This window comes from Acidilobus aceticus, assembly GCF_055392325.1.
On sequence record NZ_AP042407.1, the window covers coordinates 1,227,438 to 1,246,350 of the forward strand.

Sequence of the window (18,913 nt, forward strand, 5' to 3'; positions counted from 1 at the left end):
GCTTGAGCTACAGGGACCAGCTGCTGAGCGAGGCCAACAAGTGCGTGTACTGCGGCTTCTGCGAGAGCGTCTGCCCTACCCAGCCCTTTGGGCCGCACAGGGGCTACGGTCCCAGGGGCAGGGTCACCCTGCTGAGGGAGCTCCTGGAGGGCCGCGCGAGCCTAAGTGACGAGGTGCTGTCAAGTTTCTACAGCTGCCTGCTATGCAATGCCTGCTCAACAGTATGCCCAGCCAGGATCAGGGTTGGGGACCTGATGAGGATGGCCAGGGCGATGCTGTGGGGCAGCCCCGTGATCAGCTCTAACGCGGCGGTGAGAACGAGATGAGGGGGCTTAAGATCTCCTCGGTCCTCAGGTTCATGAGAACTTACACGCTCCTCACAGGCTACCCGGTGCCGGCGCCGCCCGGCTTCGCCTCACAGTGGTCACGGGGCCTCGACCTGAAGAGAAGGGGCAGCAGGTATCTCCTGTTCACGGGGGCTCTCTATCAGCTGGTGCCCTACATCAATGCGACGGTGAGGTTCCTCAGCCTCATGGAGTCGCGGGGGCTGTCCGACCTGCTTGACGTCGCTGAGAGCCTCGCGAAGCTGAGACCCTCTTACCTTCAGGGACTTGTTAGGCCCGACCCCCGCGAGGTGGAAGAATATAATGGGATCCTTAGATCTATAGCCTCACTGCTGGCCAGCTCACAGGTGGACTTCATGTATGACCCTGCGGTCTCAAACATGTACAGCGGCGCTCTGCTCTTTGACTATGGGATAGCTGACGGCCTCAGGGAGCACGCGACGAAGGTAGCTAAGGCCATAGAGTCCGAGGGGGAAGTAGAGGGTGTAATAACCATAGATCCGCACACGACCCTCACCCTGATGCACTACAGGGAGCTCGTGGGCTTTGACATTAAAGTCGTCAACTACTTAGAGTTGGTCAAACCTAGGCTGTCCACCCAGATTAAAGCCACCATTCACGACTCATGTATATATGCGAGGGACCTAGGGCTCGCCGACAGGGTCAGGTCGCTGCTTAAGGGGGCAGGCGTTTCATTGGTGGAGCCAAGGAATCATGGCACCAGGACCTCGTGCTGCGGCGGGCCAGTGGAATCCCTCTCGCCTGGCCTGGCCGAGGCCATAGCTGTGAGGAGGGTCAGGGAACTCAGGGAGGCCTCTGACATGGCCATAGCTATGTGTCCCATATGCCTAAGTAACCTCAGGCGGGCCGGAGGATCTGTAGTAGATATAGCGTTGGTTCTGAATGGCTTAGTCAAGCAGTGACGCCATGGCTAGCGACACCGCAATGATACCCTGACCTAATACGGCTGATGGTATAGCAGCGATAAGGGGGGCGATTCTATTGGCGCGCGAGGCGGTGATGTAAGCTAATGGCAGCGCAACGGCCAGGATTAGGGAGATGAGGGCCAATGGAAGGCTTGACAGTTCAAGAATCCACGATACCTTGAAATGCACTCCTATGACTATGCCGATGGCCGCAGAGACCGCATAGGTTATGGCATTAATCATGAGGTTACGCCTCCCTCTAACCTTGGTGGTTACACTAATTATCCACATGGACAAGGCTGCAGGGGTGAGGAACGTGGTCGCCCCCAGCATGAGTGAGGCCGCTACGCTGCGAGGCTCCCCGCTGACGTAAAGGGTCATAGCTATGATTACAATTAAGGCAGCGAGCGACGTTAGAGGCCCAGACGTCAATAATGGTATGGCGGCGGCGCCGTCCATTAGGGCGGCCGCACGTAGCAGTGTAAGGCTATCTTTGCGCGTGGACACGAAGAGCATAGCCGAGAGCAGAGCGAAGGCGCTCGTTACTGAGGCCGCCAGAGCTAAAGTCAGAGGAAGGCCCACTGCTTTAGAAGGCCAAAGGGTGCCGTACTCAAAGGATCCTAAGGCCAACGGCAGCCCACTGCTTAAGTCATAGATTAAAGCGGGCGGCCCATTAGCCGCTCTCGAGGCCATGACGACAGGCCATGAGATGTAGCTCCTTGCAGCGAGGGCCACAAGGCCTAGGCCCATGGGCAACACGAGCGTGGCGATCATAACGTCCAGCGACTCTTTCGACCTTAAGAGGTCCCCGGCCCGCGGCAACAGGATTATCATAGTTAATGACATCGAAAATACAGCAATAGTAAGTAGGCTCAGCACCCCGCTGGCGTAAATCGAAATTGCGGCTATAGTTGAAGCTATGCCCAGGCCCTCTAATGAAATGGACCTAATCAAGGGGCTGCCATCGCCCTTCACGTTAGTGAGGGAGGCTAGAAGTCCAACGAAGGGGAACCAGAGCCAGTAGGAGTAAAGGGGGCGTGGATAAATGAAGAATGCAAGCGCTGGAAACACAAATGCAGCGGCCTCCAGCTCATCATAAAACGAGTAGGTAAGCGCTGAACCCACTATAAGGGTTGTGACTGCTGTGACGTCAAGCCACAGCCTTGGCAATGTCAGGTGCGATATGAAGTAGACGCTTGAGATGCCGAAGCCCTCCAGGTCCAGGTCAAGCCTTGCTGGAAGCAGGACATCACTTATGAAAACGCGCGGGGAGCCGACAAGGAAAGGCAAGTTTACTATGGCTACAGTAATTAACATTGAGAGAACGCCCTTCAGGGTCCTTGATCTGCCAAGCCTCCGAAGCGACAGCGGGAAATAGACGAAGGCTAGCGCGGCCGCGTACTGCCTATATGAGGCTGCAAGGCCTATCATGACTCCAGCTATCACTGGGTTATTTGCGAACGTAACCATTAGAATGGCCGGCGCGAGCCAGCCAGTTATGGGATCAAAGGTCGCTGGGTCCATTATCATGTAAAGCGCTCCTGACGCAACTACTAAGGGGAAGAGGTCCCTTCCGGCCTGCCTGAGCCTTAAATATAAAATTGCCAGCGCGGCCCCGAGGACTGCCGAGTCCCAGACATTACCTGGTATCCGCAGTAGCACTGCCGGAATGTAATAAATGAAGGAGAACGCCGGGTAGTCGAGCGACGAGACGAAGCCTACGGCATGAGAGGCATTATATGGAGGTCCCGCCTGGTAGATAAGCGTCAACTTGTTTATAGCGGTCCTTGATAGCAGGACACCTGAGTAGTTAACCAGGTAGGGGTTCAAGCCTTTGAGCAGTTCCCTGGCAGCCTCTAACTGAATTACATAGGAGTCCTCACGGCCGCCGCTTACTATTATTTTACCGTGCAAATATGTCAGAAAAGTCATGAAAGCTGAGGCCCCAGCTATTATCACTGAGGTTAGCACGGCCTTGCTTTCCAGCCTTCTATTAACTACGACCCCTGAGAGCAGCATCATGCTAATGCCTATTGCAAAGAGCAGGAATGCTATTGCCACGGCAGCTGGATAAGGAACATAATAGGGGAAGGGGTACCCCATGAAGCGACCTATGTTAACATCCGTGCCATCAGCCCCGTAGACCATGACTGAGAGGACGGTTAGGTTAAACCCAATTAGTGAGATGAGCAGCTTATTAAAGTCCCTGGAATTCATGCTGGTATCGCCATAATCTGCTGTTCACCGGTAGGGTGTGTCAGGAGAAATAAAAGGGCTGGACCTCTATGACTTTAATTATAACGAGTAACTGCTGGGCTGGCGACGTTATTTGAAGTCATTTTAACATGAAGGTGGTGCCGCGGCCGGGATTTGAACCCGGGTCACAGGCTCGAGAGGCCTGCATACTGGGCCGGGCTATACTACCGCGGCACCTTGGTACCATATGGGACCTGGGATATTTAAAAATAGCCGTGACCTTGAGGCTGCTCCCTTTTGTTCCCAGCGTTATTATCTATGAACTTCTTGTAGACAAGATACTCCTCCTTGGCCTTGAGCAGGGCCTTGTAAAACGCCTGCTCTCCTCCCTTGAAGTATTCCTGCATGACCTTCTTAGCAGCCCTTGGGCCAACACCAGAGGTCATTAGGGCCTCGATCACGTACCTGCCAAGGCCCTGTGACGCGTAGTTTATGTAAAGTATTGCCCTCTCCTGGACCTCCTTTATCAGCTTCCTCTCGTCGTTGTTGGGCTTCTTGAGGGATCCTCTTCTCCAGGCGGCGTACTTCGCGGCGGCCTCCTCCCCCCACTCAGTGGCGGGCAGGGGGGCAACCATCATGGCGCCGCACCTGGGGCACCTGATGGAATCACCTATGTCAGAGACCCTGGCCCTCCAGGCGTTGCCGCAGGCGGTGCAGAGGAACAGCGCCTCCTTTGAAAGCGCGGCCCTCCTGAGGCCCTCAGCTATGTAGTCTATTGCCACCTCCTTTATGTTAGTGGCCAGCTCCCTCCTAAGGTAGGGGTTATTTATGACCTCCTTGAAGAGCGGCGAGGGGGCTGAGGAGCTCGCCACGTGGACCTCCCTGAGGTTTGAGAGGAATTCATGAACTGCCAGGGGGTCCAGCTTATCAAAGGCTATCTCCTTCAGGGTCTCCTCGTCGACTATTGAGCCCCTGTAGGCTTCCATGGCCTTCCTGCCCTGCTCCAGCGAGATCCTGGCGTCAGGGTCAATCACGCCTAGCTTCTTAGCGACCTGCAGGAACCTAGCTATGTAGAGGGGCGTTGACCTGACGGCGTCATAGCTCATGGCCACGAGCTCCGCCTGGTCAAGCGACTTGAGCTTCTCAAGGGCGTCCTTTATCGCCTCCGCGGGGACGCCTGATGGCGACGAGAACACTATGGCGTAAGGTATGTAGTCGAACCAGACCTTCATCCTGCTCTCCAGGGCCTTAGATATGAGGAGCGCGAGCATCAGGTTGCCCTTGCTTCCGAGGCAGGCGTAAAGTATGCTGACCCCCTTCGACTCCTCCACTACGGGCTCGCTATACGTCAGTACCGTGCCCCACGTTTTGCGGCTCTCCTCAGCGACCCTCACGATTCTGTTGGCGGTCTCCTCATCAATGCCTTTGGACTTCAGCAGCTCAAGGCCCTTCTCAGGCTCCATCATCGAGAAGCTCAGTATGCTGCAGACCTCCCTGGCAACCTTTGAGCTAACTGGTATGAGCTCCCCTTCCCATATGGGTATTGCGCCCTCGGCCTCGCCAACTGGCTTAGCGTCTATCCTCTCGCTGTCATAGTCTATGTTAACGACCTCCCACACCTTCCCGGCCAGGGTGAAGCGGAACTTCGTGCTCCCGCTGGTTAGCATTGCGACCTCCACGAACCTTTCACTGACCTCGCCAACGAGGTTCGTGGAGGATAAGTCGTAAACCTTGAAGTTTATCTCATCGGGTATCATTGAAACTTCGTAGAGGTACTTAAAGGTCCTTCTCGACCTCTTAATTTCCCCTGTCTCGGGGTCGAACCTAATAACCTTCACGGAGTCCAGGTGCTCGGCCACCTTCCTAACGTCATCAAGGGACACGTGGGCTAGCGGCGCGGCCCTTGCGACTATCTCATGCACTCTCCTGATGTTGTCCGCTGACCCCTCAACTAGCATGGCGGTCATCTGGTGGGCTAACACATCAAGTGGGCTGCGCGGGAAGCCGAGGTCCTCGAGTTCGCCCTTCTCGGTCCTCCTTGCTATTGAGGTGGACTCCAGGACCTCAAAGACGTTGTCGAAAGTAACTATCGTGGCCCTGCTCGTCCCCCCGAAGACGTGGCCGGACCTCCCCGCCCTCTGGGTCATAGCTATTACCTCCCTTGGTGACATGAACTGAACAACGTGGTTAACGGACCCGATGTCTATGCCAAGCTCCATGCTTGAGGTAGCGACCATTAGCTTTACCTTGCCCTCCCTGAACTTGGCCTCTGCCGTCTCCCTCACGCTCCTGGACAGGCTTCCGTGGTGTACAGCTATGTTGTCATCGCCAACAATGTTCCCTATGAGTGATGCCAGCTTCTCTGCCACAGACCTCGTGTTTGTGAAGACAAGCACCGAGCCGCTCTCCCTTTCACCTATCTCAGCTATTCTCCTGGCGGCCTCCTGGAACTCGTCCTGGCCCTTGCCCCTTACTACATCCACAGTAATTACATACCTTCTCTCCCCCTTGTCCTCAACTATGTTGACTGGCCTGTTGAAGGCCAGGAGCGACGCAGCCTCCCTCTTAGACTTCTCGGAGAGCGTCGCGGAAAGGCCGACCCTCTGGATCCTGCTCCTGGAGGCCTCTTCAAGCCTCTCCAACACCACGGAGAGCTCAGCCCCCCTCTTATTGTCAAGCATCTCCTGAATCTCGTCAACTATGACAAAGGAGACTGACGACCAGAGGTCCCTGCCCTTAGCAACCGTCAGTAGCAGGTTGAGGCTCTCAGGCGTGGTCACCATGAAGTCAGGGGGGCTCTGCAGGAACCTCCTCCTTATGGTGCTCGTCGAGTCACCGTGACGAAGTGATATCGTGAAGCCGATGGATTCGACGATCCTAGAGATCCTCAGAGTTACGTCCCTGTTAAGCGCTCTAAGCGGGGTTATGTAGATGGCCTTAACGGTGCCATCGCCCGGCGTGAAGCGCTCAAGCATCATGGACACGACTGGAAAGACAGCGGCCTCAGTCTTGCCACTGCCCGTTGGGGAGATAACCAGGGTGTTGTTGCCCGTTAATATCACGGGTATGGCCTTTTCTTGTATAGGAAGAAGGCCTCTGTAGCCGAGGGATGCTATGGCCGCCCTCAGCTTGGGGTTAAGCATGTCTATGGAGCTCCCCAACGGGCTTCATCCACCCCTGAACGGGGGAAGGGAAGGCTATTAAGGGAGAGGGGGTCATTGAGTTAAAGAAGAAACTGCATGGCTATAAAATAATTATAATATAACATAAAAGTGGAGTTACGAGGGTAGTTCAGACTAAGTCTAAGAGCTTAGCTGCTCCCGCTGCTGCCACTTGAGGGGCTTTCCTCGCCCTCCTTGCCCTTCTTCTCCTCCTTCGGCGGCGCTGCGGCTATGAGGTCATCTATCTTGAGCAGGGCTATGGCGGCCTCAGAGGCTCCCTTTATTACCTGCTTCTTGACCAACAGAGGCTCGTAAACGTTTATGTCTAACATGTTCTCAGCAGTCTTGCTGTTAAGTACGTCAACGCCAGCGAATGTGAGCTTCTTGCTGTGCAGGGATCTGAGCTGCATCACGGTGTCAAGCGGGTCCATGCCGGCGCTCTCGGCCAGCACGCTCGGTATGGTCTCAAGGGCGTCTGCGAAGGCCTCTATGGCGAGCTGCTCCTTGCCTCCTATGGTGGCAGCGTAGTCCCTGAGCTGCATGGCAATCTCAACCTCTGGGGCACCTCCGCCGCCCACTATCTTTGGCTCCCTCATTATGTTCCTCAGTGCGTGAAGCACGTCGTTAAGGTTCCTCTCAGCCTCGTCAAGTAGCATGTCGTTGGCTCCGCGGAGCAGTATGGTCACGCTCCTGGGGTTCTTGGCGCCCTCTATGAAGACCATCTTGTCATTGCCGACCTTCCTCTCCTCGACTAGGTCAGCGTAGCCCAGGCTCTCAGGCTTGAGGTCCCTCACGCTGGTCACTATCTTGGCACCGGTAGCCTTGGCCAGCTTCTCTATGTCGCTCCTCTTGGCCCTCCTGACGGCAAGTATCCCCTTCTTCGCCAGGAAGTGCTGGGCCACGTCGTCAATTCCCTTCTGGGTTATCACAACGTTGGCGCCGGTGGCGGCTATCTGGTCTACCATGTCCTTAAGTATCTTGGTCTCCTCATCTAGGAACGAGTCGAGCTGGTCGACGTCGCTTACCCTTATCTTTGTTGTTATGTCAGGCTTCTGTATCTCAAGCGGGGCGTCGAGCACGGCTATCTTTGCGTGCTCGACCCTCCTTGGCATGCCTGGGTGGACGACCTCCTTGTCGAGGACTATGCCCCTGACGAGCACGGAGTCCATTAGGCTCTCTCCCTTCTTCTTCTCTATCTTGATGTTGTCAAGGTCTACGTTGAAGCCGCCCTCTGGCTTGGGCTCGGCAACTATCTTTATGGCGTTAACCGCCAGGTCCACCATCTTGTCCTTCTCAGGCCCCTGGCCCGCGTACTTGCTGCCTATGGTGGTGTAGGCTATCTTCCTGAGGTTCTCGTCATTGTTCACGTCGACAGGCATGGCTATCTTGTCCAGGATCTCAAGGGCCTTATTCATGGCCTTGGTGTAGCCGTCAATTATGATTGACGGGTGTATGTTCTGCTCCAGCAGGGCCTCGGCCTTCTCCAGCAGCGCCCCGGCGAGTACTACGACGCTGGTGGTGCCGTCGCCCACCTCAGCGTCCTGGGCCTTAGCTATTTCAACTAGGAGCTTGGCAGCGGGGTGCTGGACCTCCATCTCCTTAACTATAGTGGCGCCATCGTTAGTTACTGTGACGTCACCGAACGAGTCTATTAGCATCTTATCCAGGCCGCGAGGCCCGAGGCTTGTCTTAAGCATCTCTGCCAGGACCTGGGCAGCTAGTATATTATTCCTCATGGCCTCCCTGCCGTAAGACCTCTGGGTTCCTTCCTTGAGTATCAGCACGGGTATCCCTTGGGCTGCCGCCATAATCCACCACCGTATAGCTCTCAATAAGCTATCGTGAGATTACTTCTATAAAAGCTTTTCTCTGACGGCAGGCCCTGGCTAAGCCAACAGGTTTAATTCAGAGAAGCGAGCCCTGTCTTGTTGAGCTAAGTTAAGGCTCCCTTAAGATTCCCTGGAGTGATAGGCCCTCCTTCTTGTGTACTTCCTTTCTTCCTTGCCATGGGATTCCTTGAGGGAGCTCAGGAGCTCCTCGTTGACGCTTAGCTCTCTTGGCTTGCGGGCTGCCGTGGCCCCTCCCACGGAGCCGCACGATAGGAGCCCCTGGAGGGTAATCAAACACTCGTCGCAGACCCTGAGCACCCTGCTATCAACGCGGCACAGCCTCGTAGGCACCCTTCTCTCGCAGATGTCGCAGACCTCCCATGATAGCGTGTCGCGCAAAGCTAGCTCCCACCTAGCTCTATACGATTAGGAGCCCTTATTACGCGATCACCGGCGACTAGAGGCCTCCCCGCTTCTTGCTCTCCTCTTTGATTGCGTATATTCCTATGATCCTCCTGGGCGTTCCGTCGGAGCAGGAGCCCGTGACGAGGCCCACGTAGTCACCTTCCCTGAAGTCTCTCGTGCTTGTGGAGCCCCCGCACTGCTCCACGGTGACTATCTTAGGCCTCTTCCTGAGCTCCTGCAACTTCTTTATGTCGTTCATCTGCTTTATTGTCATCACGGTAGTCGCGGCTAGCAGCACTATGAGGAACATCAGCATGTAATATTGCAGGGTGTTCATCACTGGCCCACCCCCGCGGTGTTGCCAACCCCTATTACCACTACCGTGTCGCCCTCCCTGCTCTCGCTCCTGATGATCTGCTTGACCCTCTCCACGGCCTTCTCAACGCCGTTATATATGTCCTGGTTCATGGCAAGTATGGCCTCATCCATGCCCATCTTGACGATCACGGCCCTCAGAGGAATGTTATACTCCGTGGCTACCCTCTCGAACCTTATCTTCTCGGGGCCAGGGTCCCCTATAGCAGCTCCGACGCCCTCGGCGACGTCACCTGTGGCCTCCCCCTCGAACTTCAGCGCCGCGTCGACTGTTATCATGAGCGAGACCTTCCTGCCCTGCGCTATGGCCTCCCTTATCACCTTTTCCGCGGCCTCGCCCGGCCTCCCAACGGTGGACGCGGGCCCCTTGGCCTTGACAAGTATTATGTTGCGCCCCTCGAAGTTGGTCTCTGTGACCACGGTGTCCTCCGTAACCTCCCTCCACTTCGCGTCGGGCCCTGCAAGCCTCAGCGCCACCATGGGGCCGGCGCCGTCGCCTACCGGCACCTTGGTCAGGAAGTCGTCCAGGGCCTTCCTGTAGGTCTGCGCCAGCTGCACTATCTGTGGCATGAATATCTCCAGCTGAAGTATCAGGTACCAGTTCTTGGTCTTCTCGCTGAAGAGCAGGAGGTGCCTCACGTACTTATAGATGAAGTTTAACGCTGAAGTTATCTCAGCAGCCGTGGAGGCTATGCTCCTGGTGACATCGTCGGAGTTAGGCATGGCCTCTATGAACGAGTCCTTAAACCTCATGTCCCTGATGTTAAGCAGGTGCCTCATCCTGCTTATGATGTCCGTGGGCTCAACGGACACAGGGTCTATTGTAAAGAAGTCGGTCAGCCTGTCAAGCAGGGAGGCCGCGTCCTTAGCGTTGTTCTTGTTCATGAAGTCCAAGGTTGCCTTCTTAGCCTCGTCCGCGAGGCCCCCCAGGAGGTTAAGCTTTGACCTTATGTCGGCCCTGTACCAGTAGACCTGAATCCAGTTGCCCAGGCCTGTAAGCCATAGGAATAGGAGCGCTATCCACAGTATGTTGACGCCCACAGTTATCCAAGTGGCCAACGCGTTGGTAGCCATCTTCTTTTCTCTCCGCTTAGCGGAAAACCGCAGAAGCTTTTAAACTATAGCAACTAAGGTCACAGCTTCGTGGCAACTATCACCCCATCGTGGGTTATTACGAAGGTGTGCTCAAACTGCGAGACAGGGGCCCTGGAGGCCTCTATGAGGACTGGGTACTCGACCAGGGCCCTCGCCTTAACGAGCTCTGCAAGTCCGGCCTCTATTTCCTCACGCTTCCACTCCGGGTAGAGCCACCTCTTAGCAAAGGGCAGCGTGCTGTAGTGAGAAAGTATATACTCAAGGAGCTGTCTTGCGGTCTCTGAAATCCTCTGGGGCCTGTTGCCCGTGGCGGAGTATATATATGCCTTGGGTCCGTCAACCACGAGGCCCCTCCCGCTGGTGGCAAAGGGCTCCACCGCGACCTGGGTTCCGGGCCTCAGCCTGTGGTAGAAGAGCGTCCTCTCCGCGTAGTTAGGGACTGAGAGGCCAGCATGAAGGGTATACCTCTCTATGGTGTGGCCTGTCAGGTTCCTCACTGGCTTAAAGCCCATGGACTTTATGACACTCTCTATGGTCTTGCCTATGTCGTAAACCCTTATGTCGGGCTTCATAACTTCAGCCACCTTGTCGAGGGCGCTCTTGGCCGCGAGAGCCAGCTGCTGGAAGGACTCGCTGCCTATGGCTACTGTCACGGCAGTGTCGGAAAGGTACCCGTCAACGGAGGCTCCCACGTCCACCTTTACGACGGCCTTGTCTGGTACCTTGACGTCGTCATCTATGCCGGGCGAATAGTGCGCCGCGACCTCATTAATGGAGAAGTTGCACGGAAACGCGGGCTTCGCCCCCCTCCTGATGATAAGCGACTCTACCTCGTCACAGATCTCCCTTGCGCTTGCGCCGGGCTTCACCAGCGAGGCTCCAAGCTCCCTGGCCTCAGCGCCTATGCGGCCGGCCTCCAGAATCCTAGAGATCTCCTCTTGGCTTATCAAAGGCTAACCCTCACGCTGCGGGGTCCCTGGGAAGGCTATAAGTGGAGACACATAGGTATTTGCTTTTATCCTCCCTAATCCCTGGCAGCGCCAGTGGGACCAGGCATGGGGTACCTAGTCTATTATGGGCACTCCGCATTTGAGGTTAACGTCTCAGGAAAGAAGATACTCATTGATCCATGGGTCACTAACCCCCTCTCGCCGGTGAAGCCAAGCGACATAACAGGGGTGGATTACATAATTTTGACGCATGATCACGACGACCACCTGGGCGACACCTTTGAGATCATGAAGAACAACCCCAAGGCTAAAGTTGTCAGCACTTATGAGATAGCCAACTTCATCGCTGAGAAGATAGGTGACGAGTCAAGGGCGATCGGAGGCAACATGGGTGGCCCTATGGTATTGGAGGGAGGCATAAAGGTGGCCCTGGTGCCCGCTAACCACACGAGCACTCACGGCTCGGCAGTGGGCGCGGTAATAATAACAGGCGAGGGAACCCTTTATCACGCTGGCGACACTGGCATCACAGCTGAGATGAGCCTCATAGGTGAGCTCTACAAGCCCGACATAGCCATGCTGCCCATAGGCGGCCACTTTACGATGGACCACAACGAGGCCGCCAAGGCCGTGGAGCTAATAAGGCCCAAGGTAGCCATACCAATGCACTACGGCACCTTCCCAGTGCTCTACGGTGACCCCCAGGAGTTCGCAAGGATGGTAACGTCAAGAGGGCTGCCGACCAAGGTTGTAGTTCTGAAGCCAGGAGAAAGGTTTGAGTTTAAGTTTTAAGGTTCCAGTCGCCCTTTAGCTAAGGGTCACTTATGACAAGGATAGCTGTAATAGACAGCGACGAGTGCAAGCCTAAGCGATGTAGCTATCAGTGTATTTCGGTGTGCCCCATAAACAAAAGTAAGAAGGACGTAGCTATCGAGGCCGACACCAAGGCCAGGGCAAAGCCGGTAATTCATGAGGACGTCTGCATAGGGTGCGGCCTCTGCGTCAAGGCGTGCCCCTTTGACGCCATAGCTATAGTTAACCTGCCTGAGGAGCTCAGTGAGGAGGCCGTCCACAGGTACGGCGTTAACGGCTTCAAGCTATTCAGGCTGCCAATACCTAAGGACGGGCAGATCATAGGGCTCCTGGGCAAGAACGGCGTCGGCAAGACAACCGCCCTGAAGATACTTGCCGGTGAGCTGATGCCCAACCTTGGCAGGACCGACGTTAAGGAGGTGCCAGCTGAGGAGGTTCTAAGGCATTTCAGGGGCAGCGAGCTGCAGACCTACCTGCAGAAGCTTTATGATGGAAAGCTCACAGTGGCCCACAAGGTCCAGTACATAGACCTTGTGCCCAGGTACCTAAAGGGAACCGTGGGGGAGCTCCTTAAGCGTGCAGATGAGAGGGGGGTCGCCAGGGACCTGGCCCAGGAGGTAGGCCTGGACGCTTTATGGGACAGGGACGTAAGGAACCTTAGCGGCGGCGAGCTGCAGAGGATGGTCATAGTTGCCACTCTGAGCAAAGACGCAAACGTTTACATGTTTGATGAGCCCAGCAGCTACCTTGACATAAGGGAGAGGGTAAGGGTCTCAAGGCTCATAAGGTCCGAGGTGAAGCCAGGCAAGTACTTCCTAGTGGTAGAGCACGACCTTGCTATGTTGGACTACCTGAGCGACAACGTTCACATACTCTACGGCGAGCCTGGGGTCTACGGCATAGTCTCACAGCCCTACGGAGTCAGGGTCGGCATAAACGCTTTCCTTGACGGCTACTTGCAGTCAGAGAACATGAGGATAAGGAGCACGCCAATAATGTTCAGCAGATCCGTTCAGGCCGCCCAGCAGGAGGCGGAGTACAAGTACCTTGAGTGGACCCAGGCCAGGGTAAGGCTTGGGGACTTCACGCTTGACGTGATGCCAGGCTATATCAACGGGGGAGAAGTTATAGCTGTGACAGGACCTAACGGAATAGGCAAGACGACCTTCATAAGGTACCTAACGGGCGAGCTCAAGGCTGATGAGGGAGTGCCGTTTTCCTACAGGGAACTCAAGGTGAGCTACAAGCCCCAGTATATAGGACCTGACTTCTTCCCGGAGGGCATGACTGTGGCCGACGTCCTCAGGAGCGTTAACCCGGAGGCCGTTATGACCGGCACGTGGCTTTACATAGAGCTCACTGAGAAGCTGGGCCTCCACAGGCTCTTTGACAGGGAGGCAAGGGAGCTGAGCGGAGGGGAGATGCAGAAGCTGGCCATAGCTATGTCCCTGAGCAGGGAGGCGGACCTCTACCTGCTTGACGAGCCCTCAGCACACCTTGACGTGGAGGAGAGGCTCGCGGTTGGCAAGATAATAAGGAGGCTAACCGAGACGAGGAAGGCTGCGGCCTTCGTGGCAGAGCACGACATAATGATGATAGCCATGATAAGCAATAGGGCTATGGTGTTCAGCGGCACCCCGGGAGTCCATGGAATAGCGTCCTCGCCAGCGCCGCTAAGGGCCAGCATGAATGAGCTGCTCTCGCAGCTGGGCATAACTATGAGGCAGGAGAAGGAGAGCGGCAGGCCAAGGATAAACAAGGAGGGCTCCTACCTGGACAGGCTTCAGAAGGCGAAGAAGGTCTACTTCGAGGTCTAGGCCTCCTCGCAGGGGCCCCCGCAGAGATCCTCCAGCTTCTTCCTTGCCATGCCCCTACAGCCAAGTGACGAGCAGGCCTTGCTGAGCAGGTTCAGGAGGTGCCTCGCCTCAGCCGCTGTGGCCTTTGAGAGCAGCCTCCTAACCGAGAGGCCTGGGTCGTCCTCGCCGCTGCCAACTGCCGCTGCCAGCGATCTTGCGTAGGCCTCCGCAAGCGCAATGGTCTTCCTGCTCGGGGGCTCGTACTCAGGCGACTTCCCCCTGACCTTGTAAATCTCATAAAGGAGTATGGCAGTGGCGTTGGATACGTTCAGCGCGGTGTACTTTGGCGACGCAGGTATTGTGCAGAGGAGGTCGCACTGGGCCAGCTCATCCCTTGTGAGGCCGACGCTCTCCCTCCCAACAACTAGGGCCACGGTGCCCTTCCTGGCGATCATCAGCTCAGCCGCCTGCTCTGGCGAGACGGGTGACCTCAACAGGTCCCTGGCGGAGCTCTCGTCGGAGGTGCACACGCTCAGCTCGACATCCCTCAGGGCCTCCTTAAGGCTTCCCACGACGGTTGCTTTCCAGGCCATGTCTGAAGCCTTGGCGGCCCACCTGAGGGACTCCGCGACGCTGGCGGTAGGGGACACCAGATAAAGCTCGTCTACCTCAAAGTTCTCCGAGAGCCTGAAGATGTAGCCCAGGTTCACGGGCCCCTCTATGCCCACGGCCACTAGCCTGAGCCTCAAGGCCATCACTTAGAACTCGACGTTCGCATGTCTGCTCCTCATCTCATCCTCGCTCACGTTAAGCTTTATCATGAGGTAGTAGACGACGCCGTCAAGGAACAGCATGGCCGTGTCCTCAAATAGCGTGCCCAGAGGGGCCAAGGGCTCGTGAAGTCCAAGTATCTGCCTCGCAAAGTAGTCATCCATCTTGCTTATCTTGGACCTCCCAGGTATCCTGACGACCAGGTCAGCTATGCTCCCTAGTGGGCTCTCTGGGAAAGTGGTTATTGCTATTACATAGGCGCCCACCTTCTTGGCGGCGTCAGCGGCGTCAACTATTAGGCCAGTTCTGCCGGAGCCTGAGATTGCTATGGCAACGTCGCCCTTGGATATGCTGGGCACTATGGTCTCGCCGAGCACGTATGAGTTAAAGCCGAGGTGGAGGAGCCTCATGGCAAAGGCCTTGCCCACAAGGCCGCTGCGGCCGGCGCCCATCACTAAAGCTTTGCCTTTCCTGCGGTAGACGTCGGTCAACATGTCGACCATCTTGTCGACCTCACTGACATCTATTACTTCAGCAGCTCTAATCGCGAACTCGGAGATCTCCTTCATAGCCTTTATGGCAGGGTGCTCGGAGCTCAAATGTAGCCCTCTCAAACAAGAGTACCCCTAACTTTAAGTTTTTCATGAAAATGTTAAGCTGCAGTCCAGCGATTCTGCCGTTAAGTAAAGCAACCTAGAATTTCTAAAAAATAAAATATTTTACTTTAGCGGAAGTGTTTTCACCCCTGAAGTTCCATAGGTCTACGTGGCCCCGCCGGTCTCACGTTGCCTGAGATCCCATAAGGGAGATGAAGATGATGGGCAAACGGTTAGGCGGGGCACACGCGTTATAATCCTTAATTTTTAAGGGCCGCCCTGGCCTCAGTTATGGGGACGCTCTTGAAGAAGGACAGGGAAGACTCTCCAGAGCCTCCGAGGGGAGTCATAGAGGTCGAGGGCCTTGCCATGAACGGCCTCCTGAAGAGCTTCAGCGTTGAGGACTGCGGCAAGCCAAAGGGGTACCAGAGGATAGTGGCAGAGACCATAGATGGCAGGGTAATTAAAACTGGGTGCCTCGAGCCTGACGCCGCCAGGAGGGAAGTCATGGTAATGAACTTATACCTCAGGCAGTGGAGTAAGTTTATTGTAAGGCAGGACTCAGGCCGGTGATGTAAGGTATTACCGCTGATCGGAAGTGACGAGACTTGTCCCCCACTGAGGCCGAGGGGTTCTGTAAAGGGGTTTCTAGACCTGAGTCGCAGCTCGTTGAGAGGCTCCTTAGGTCCCTGTCGTCTGGGCCGAGGGCGTTCATCGTAGATAAGAAGCTCGACGACTACCAGTCACTCTTAAAGATAATAAACGTAAGCGGCGCAGGAAGACTCCTTCAGGTAAGCGACCTGGGCAACCTGGTGGTCATCTATATAGATAGGCAGAGGCTTGAGAAAGCGTGCTCCTATGAGGAGTGCGGCGCCAAGAGCGACCCTGTGGAGAGGAACCTGTGCGCAAAGGAGTGCGGCGCCCGGAGGATCAGCGAGGTATTTCAGGCCATAGTTAGGGATCTTTGCGAGGTCCTTTCCTCCTGAGCCCTTACTTAGGTTCCTTCTTAGAAAGCCTCTCCAGACACCTGGATATCTGTTCATCCACAATAATAGCCGATGCCATAAAGCCCTTGTTCAGATCAGCCAGCGATTCAGGAGCTGCGGCGTAGAAGTCCCTTATGAGCCTCGCAATGGCAGCCCTTACCAGCGAGCTCTTGCTGACGTGGCAGATCTCGGCTATGGTGTTTATTGCTATAGACTCGGGCAGCGATATCTTAGCGCTTATAGTTATAATCTTTGAGACGTTTATGTCGTCAAGTGATATTATCTCAGCGCCCTGCGTTTCGGAGTACACGCTCTGCATAGCGTAAAGCCCCACAGGTTAATAACCTGTACTAATTATTATCCTATTCCTGTCGAAAGAGGGGAAATACCCTTATTTTTTAACGCTAAACCGATTCCATAGTTCAACGCGAAGCTCCTCCATAAAGAACCTTCGGCTAGCCAAGACTTCATCCATGTGAAGCCCCTCGTTCCTAAGACAGCTGTCTACATTAAACGAGGACAATGACGACCTTACTATAAGCACCTCGTTGCCGGCCTCAGCGGCATCCCTGCACAGCCTTTCATGGTTTGCGCCCTCGCTCCACGCCATGAACTCCCAGAAGTCGCACTCATCATGAGGAATATCGCTCGAGGGCAGGTATGGAGGGTTAAGTATTATCAGATCCCATCCACCGCTGAGGCACCTGGCGCCATCGCATTGTATAACTGCCGCGTCAGGGCCTAGCGTTGCCCTGGCGCACTCAACAGCGTAGGGAGAGATGTCAACAGCGGCAAGCCTTCTAGGGCGGAAAAGAAGTAAAGACGCCAACGCCAGCACGCCAGAACCCGTGCCAAGGTCAAGCACGGCCTCGTAGGTCCTTCCCATCTCCTTGAGTTTTACCATAGCGTCTATCGCTAACAGAGAGTCGTCGCTGGGCTCGTAAACACACCTGGACAAGGCCACTCTAAGCCTTCCAGCCGCAGTAGTTATATCTGCCCACCCAAGCTCAGCCACTTGGCAACACCGATCAGCTGTTCTGGAGCTAGGTCCCTGACTCTGGTGCTTGAGGGAAGGCTCTTGAAGTCCTCTGGCACGCTGCCCAGGCAACGGAGAGCGGCCTTCGTAACCAGCTTGTTCCTGTAAGAGAACAGGCACCTGGTGACCTTCTCTAAGGCCTCACCGATGGAGTCCCACCTTCTTATCCTCACCATCCGCACCACGGCGGCGTCAACTTTAGGCCTTGGCTTAAACCACGACGACGGCATTACCCCTATAATTTGCGTCCTGAAGTAGGCCTGGGAGATCACTGACAGCCTGCCGTATAGCTCGCTTCCAGGGCGCGCCGTGACTCTCTTAGCGACCTCAAGCTGTAGTCCAAGAACCATGAGTTCCAGGTTGTTGTTTCTGGCAGCGTTGGTTATTATGGAGCTGCTGAGGTAAAATGGGGTGTTCGAGACCAGTATTGGCGACCTAGCTATGAGCGCGTACCTAGCTCCGTCACCGACTATTATAGAGACATTATAAGGGACCCTAGCCACGAGCCTAGCTGCAAGCTCCCTATCAAACTCCACCGCCAGGACTCTCCTGGCCACATTAGCTATTGATACAGTCAGCTGGCCCTCGCCGGGGCCCACCTCTAATACATCAAGTCCTTCAAAGCCGCTGAGGCCTTCAAGGAAGAGGCTTACCCCATCCTTGTTGACAAGGAACCTCTGGCCAAGGTCCCTCGGGTACCTCATTTACGGCCCTCTTTGCGAGCTCCTTCAAGGACCGAGAGGTAATCCAGGAAGGGCACCCCGCTGGCAGAGGGCATCACAAATAGGTTGTATTTCGAACGACCCTCGAGCTCCTCAAGAACCTTGTCGGTGAGCACTTCAACAGGGTCGTCCTTTATTAGCTTGCGTATTTCATCAAAGGACTCAAAGGGCTTCTTGGTCCTGGCGTCCAGAATGGCCATCAGGGTCTTCTTGCCCACTCCCCTGAGGAGCTCTATGGAGTGAAGCCTTATGTTTATGGGCTCAGCCTTATTGAAGAACTCTATGAAAACCCTCTCGTTGGCCTTTATTATGAACTTTACGGCCTCCCTCAGGTTCCTCTTGGCTATCTCCGTTAGGCTTTCATATGTGAGGGGAGTCCTTGGGGCAGCTATGGCCTTAGGGGGCAGCCCCATGTTGGTGAGCGTCCTGGAGAACTCAGCGGGGGAATTAACTATCTCAAGCTCATCGCCAGCCATAACTTTAAGGAGGTCAAGTAGCCTCTGCTCAACCTTAGCTGTTGGCAGGCAGACCCTCTTAGAGTCGCCGGTGCTAATGCAGGCCATAGGTATGCTCACCTTTCTTGTGTGCCTTCCAACAGGGTCTAGGGGCTCCTCCACAGTCTCAAGGACCTCCTTGGTCACCGCGACCTCCTCGAGGGGCTCCACCGGCTGAAGTGGAATGCCGTCAAGCAGGGTGAACCTGCTCTCGCCGATTGCCTGGGCCACCGGCTTCTCCCTGTGCCACCTGTGTGGGTCCAGGTAGTAGCCGGCCTCCATGTAGTCCAAGATTATGGCTTTCCGCTCTACTTGGGACACCTCTGCTTGCTGCTCTCCTCTCCTCGGGGGCCCCCTCGGCGCTGCCATTATGTTACCTACCTAACTATTATCTGGTTGCGAAGCCTTTATATTGCTA

19 protein-coding genes and 1 tRNA gene are annotated in these 18,913 nt (G+C 55.5%); 6 read left to right on the top strand and 14 right to left on the bottom strand.

Annotation, left to right across the window (positions count from 1 at the left end; translation table 11 throughout):
- Positions 1-2: 2 nt before the first annotated feature.
- Both ACZ5OO_RS06440 and ACZ5OO_RS06445 read left to right on the top strand, forming a co-directional pair.
- Positions 3-326: a 4Fe-4S dicluster domain-containing protein gene (locus ACZ5OO_RS06440; RefSeq protein ID WP_013266353.1), complete on the top strand. Its 324-nt coding sequence runs from the start codon at positions 3-5 to the stop codon at positions 324-326.
- Complete coding sequence (locus ACZ5OO_RS06445; RefSeq protein ID WP_013266354.1) at positions 323-1,267, top strand: heterodisulfide reductase-related iron-sulfur binding cluster; 945 nt, start codon at positions 323-325, stop codon at positions 1,265-1,267. The genes ACZ5OO_RS06440 and ACZ5OO_RS06445 overlap by 4 nt, the downstream gene beginning before the upstream one ends.
- Here ACZ5OO_RS06445 and ACZ5OO_RS06450 read toward each other — a convergent pair.
- From ACZ5OO_RS06450 to map, 8 genes are all read right to left on the bottom strand, one after another.
- On the bottom strand, positions 1,253-3,487 hold the full coding sequence (locus tag ACZ5OO_RS06450) for a hypothetical protein (protein ID WP_464078057.1): 2,235 nt from the start codon (positions 3,485-3,487) through the stop codon (positions 1,253-1,255). The two genes, ACZ5OO_RS06445 and ACZ5OO_RS06450, sit on opposite strands and share 15 nt — an antisense overlap.
- Before the next feature lie 135 nt (positions 3,488-3,622).
- A tRNA-Glu gene (locus ACZ5OO_RS06455) sits at positions 3,623-3,700 on the bottom strand.
- Between the two features lie 29 nt (positions 3,701-3,729).
- Complete coding sequence (locus ACZ5OO_RS06460; protein ID WP_464078058.1) at positions 3,730-6,627, bottom strand: DEAD/DEAH box helicase; 2,898 nt, start codon at positions 6,625-6,627, stop codon at positions 3,730-3,732.
- A gap of 149 nt (positions 6,628-6,776) precedes the next feature.
- The gene (gene thsA, locus ACZ5OO_RS06465) at positions 6,777-8,435 is read right to left on the bottom strand and encodes a thermosome subunit alpha (RefSeq protein WP_013266357.1); all 1,659 of its coding nucleotides are present in this window, start codon (positions 8,433-8,435) and stop codon (positions 6,777-6,779) included.
- 141 nt (positions 8,436-8,576) lie between these two features.
- On the bottom strand, positions 8,577-8,855 hold the full coding sequence (locus tag ACZ5OO_RS06470) for a hypothetical protein (protein ID WP_013266358.1): 279 nt from the start codon (positions 8,853-8,855) through the stop codon (positions 8,577-8,579).
- Positions 8,856-8,913: 58 nt separating this feature from the next.
- Positions 8,914-9,198, bottom strand: a complete 285-nt coding sequence (locus ACZ5OO_RS06475; RefSeq protein ID WP_013266359.1) for a hypothetical protein — start codon at positions 9,196-9,198, stop codon at positions 8,914-8,916.
- Positions 9,198-10,310: a DUF1512 domain-containing protein gene (locus ACZ5OO_RS06480; protein WP_013266360.1), complete on the bottom strand. Its 1,113-nt coding sequence runs from the start codon at positions 10,308-10,310 to the stop codon at positions 9,198-9,200. The genes ACZ5OO_RS06475 and ACZ5OO_RS06480 overlap by 1 nt, the downstream gene beginning before the upstream one ends.
- Before the next feature lie 59 nt (positions 10,311-10,369).
- The gene (map, locus tag ACZ5OO_RS06485; RefSeq protein WP_013266361.1) at positions 10,370-11,281 is read right to left on the bottom strand and encodes a type II methionyl aminopeptidase; all 912 of its coding nucleotides are present in this window, start codon (positions 11,279-11,281) and stop codon (positions 10,370-10,372) included.
- Between the two features lie 105 nt (positions 11,282-11,386).
- Here map and ACZ5OO_RS06490 point away from each other — a divergent pair, with 105 nt between their 5' ends.
- On the top strand, positions 11,387-12,073 hold the full coding sequence (locus tag ACZ5OO_RS06490; RefSeq protein ID WP_013266362.1) for a metal-dependent hydrolase: 687 nt from the start codon (positions 11,387-11,389) through the stop codon (positions 12,071-12,073).
- 32 nt (positions 12,074-12,105) lie between these two features.
- Positions 12,106-13,911, top strand: coding sequence for a ribosome biogenesis/translation initiation ATPase RLI (locus ACZ5OO_RS06495; protein ID WP_464078059.1), 1,806 nt, complete (start codon positions 12,106-12,108; stop codon positions 13,909-13,911).
- Here the strand turns inward: ACZ5OO_RS06495 and ACZ5OO_RS06500 are convergent.
- A complete protein-coding gene (locus ACZ5OO_RS06500; RefSeq protein ID WP_464078568.1) occupies positions 13,908-14,645 on the bottom strand; it encodes an RNA methyltransferase in 738 nt (245 codons plus the stop codon). The two genes, ACZ5OO_RS06495 and ACZ5OO_RS06500, sit on opposite strands and share 4 nt — an antisense overlap.
- Positions 14,646-14,648: 3 nt before the next feature.
- Positions 14,649-15,230: a 6-phospho-3-hexuloisomerase gene (gene hxlB / locus ACZ5OO_RS06505; RefSeq protein ID WP_048812953.1), complete on the bottom strand. Its 582-nt coding sequence runs from the start codon at positions 15,228-15,230 to the stop codon at positions 14,649-14,651.
- A 330-nt stretch (positions 15,231-15,560) separates the two neighbouring features.
- On the opposite strand from hxlB, the gene ACZ5OO_RS06510 reads away from it, so the two are divergent.
- The gene (locus ACZ5OO_RS06510; protein WP_013266366.1) at positions 15,561-15,830 is read left to right on the top strand and encodes a hypothetical protein; all 270 of its coding nucleotides are present in this window, start codon (positions 15,561-15,563) and stop codon (positions 15,828-15,830) included.
- A 35-nt stretch (positions 15,831-15,865) separates the two neighbouring features.
- Complete coding sequence (locus tag ACZ5OO_RS06515) at positions 15,866-16,243, top strand: hypothetical protein (RefSeq protein WP_464078060.1); 378 nt, start codon at positions 15,866-15,868, stop codon at positions 16,241-16,243.
- A gap of 4 nt (positions 16,244-16,247) precedes the next feature.
- Here the strand turns inward: ACZ5OO_RS06515 and ACZ5OO_RS06520 are convergent, their stop codons facing one another.
- The 4 genes from ACZ5OO_RS06520 to ACZ5OO_RS06535 form a co-directional block, all read right to left on the bottom strand.
- The gene (locus ACZ5OO_RS06520; RefSeq protein ID WP_464078061.1) at positions 16,248-16,562 is read right to left on the bottom strand and encodes a hypothetical protein; all 315 of its coding nucleotides are present in this window, start codon (positions 16,560-16,562) and stop codon (positions 16,248-16,250) included.
- A gap of 72 nt (positions 16,563-16,634) precedes the next feature.
- Positions 16,635-17,258: a methyltransferase gene (locus ACZ5OO_RS06525; RefSeq protein ID WP_464078062.1), complete on the bottom strand. Its 624-nt coding sequence runs from the start codon at positions 17,256-17,258 to the stop codon at positions 16,635-16,637.
- A complete protein-coding gene (gene rsmA, locus ACZ5OO_RS06530) occupies positions 17,231-17,983 on the bottom strand; it encodes a 16S rRNA (adenine(1518)-N(6)/adenine(1519)-N(6))-dimethyltransferase RsmA (protein ID WP_464078063.1) in 753 nt (250 codons plus the stop codon). The genes ACZ5OO_RS06525 and rsmA overlap by 28 nt, the downstream gene beginning before the upstream one ends.
- Entirely contained in the window at positions 17,980-18,816 is an 837-nt protein-coding gene (locus ACZ5OO_RS06535) for a DUF655 domain-containing protein (protein WP_464078064.1), read from the bottom strand. The genes rsmA and ACZ5OO_RS06535 overlap by 4 nt, the downstream gene beginning before the upstream one ends.
- Positions 18,817-18,913: the final 97 nt, after the last annotated feature.

What these genes read in the sequence shown, in the direction of transcription:
- ACZ5OO_RS06445 (WP_013266354.1), top strand. Translation starts at nt 323, where the DNA reads ATGAGGGGGCTTAAGATCTCCTCGGTCCTCAGGTTCATGAGAACTTAC.
- ACZ5OO_RS06450 (WP_464078057.1), bottom strand. Translation starts at nt 3,487, where the DNA reads ATGAATTCCAGGGACTTTAATAAGCTGCTCATCTCACTAATTGGGTTT.
- thsA (WP_013266357.1), bottom strand. Translation starts at nt 8,435, where the DNA reads ATGGCGGCAGCCCAAGGGATACCCGTGCTGATACTCAAGGAAGGAACC.
- ACZ5OO_RS06475 (WP_013266359.1), bottom strand. Translation starts at nt 9,198, where the DNA reads ATGAACACCCTGCAATATTACATGCTGATGTTCCTCATAGTGCTGCTA.
- ACZ5OO_RS06480 (WP_013266360.1), bottom strand. Translation starts at nt 10,310, where the DNA reads ATGGCTACCAACGCGTTGGCCACTTGGATAACTGTGGGCGTCAACATA.
- ACZ5OO_RS06490 (WP_013266362.1), top strand. Translation starts at nt 11,387, where the DNA reads ATGGGGTACCTAGTCTATTATGGGCACTCCGCATTTGAGGTTAACGTC.
- ACZ5OO_RS06495 (WP_464078059.1), top strand. Translation starts at nt 12,106, where the DNA reads ATGACAAGGATAGCTGTAATAGACAGCGACGAGTGCAAGCCTAAGCGA.
- ACZ5OO_RS06500 (WP_464078568.1), bottom strand. Translation starts at nt 14,645, where the DNA reads ATGGCCTTGAGGCTCAGGCTAGTGGCCGTGGGCATAGAGGGGCCCGTG.
- hxlB (WP_048812953.1), bottom strand. Translation starts at nt 15,230, where the DNA reads ATGAAGGAGATCTCCGAGTTCGCGATTAGAGCTGCTGAAGTAATAGAT.
- ACZ5OO_RS06520 (WP_464078061.1), bottom strand. Translation starts at nt 16,562, where the DNA reads ATGCAGAGCGTGTACTCCGAAACGCAGGGCGCTGAGATAATATCACTT.
- rsmA (WP_464078063.1), bottom strand. Translation starts at nt 17,983, where the DNA reads ATGAGGTACCCGAGGGACCTTGGCCAGAGGTTCCTTGTCAACAAGGAT.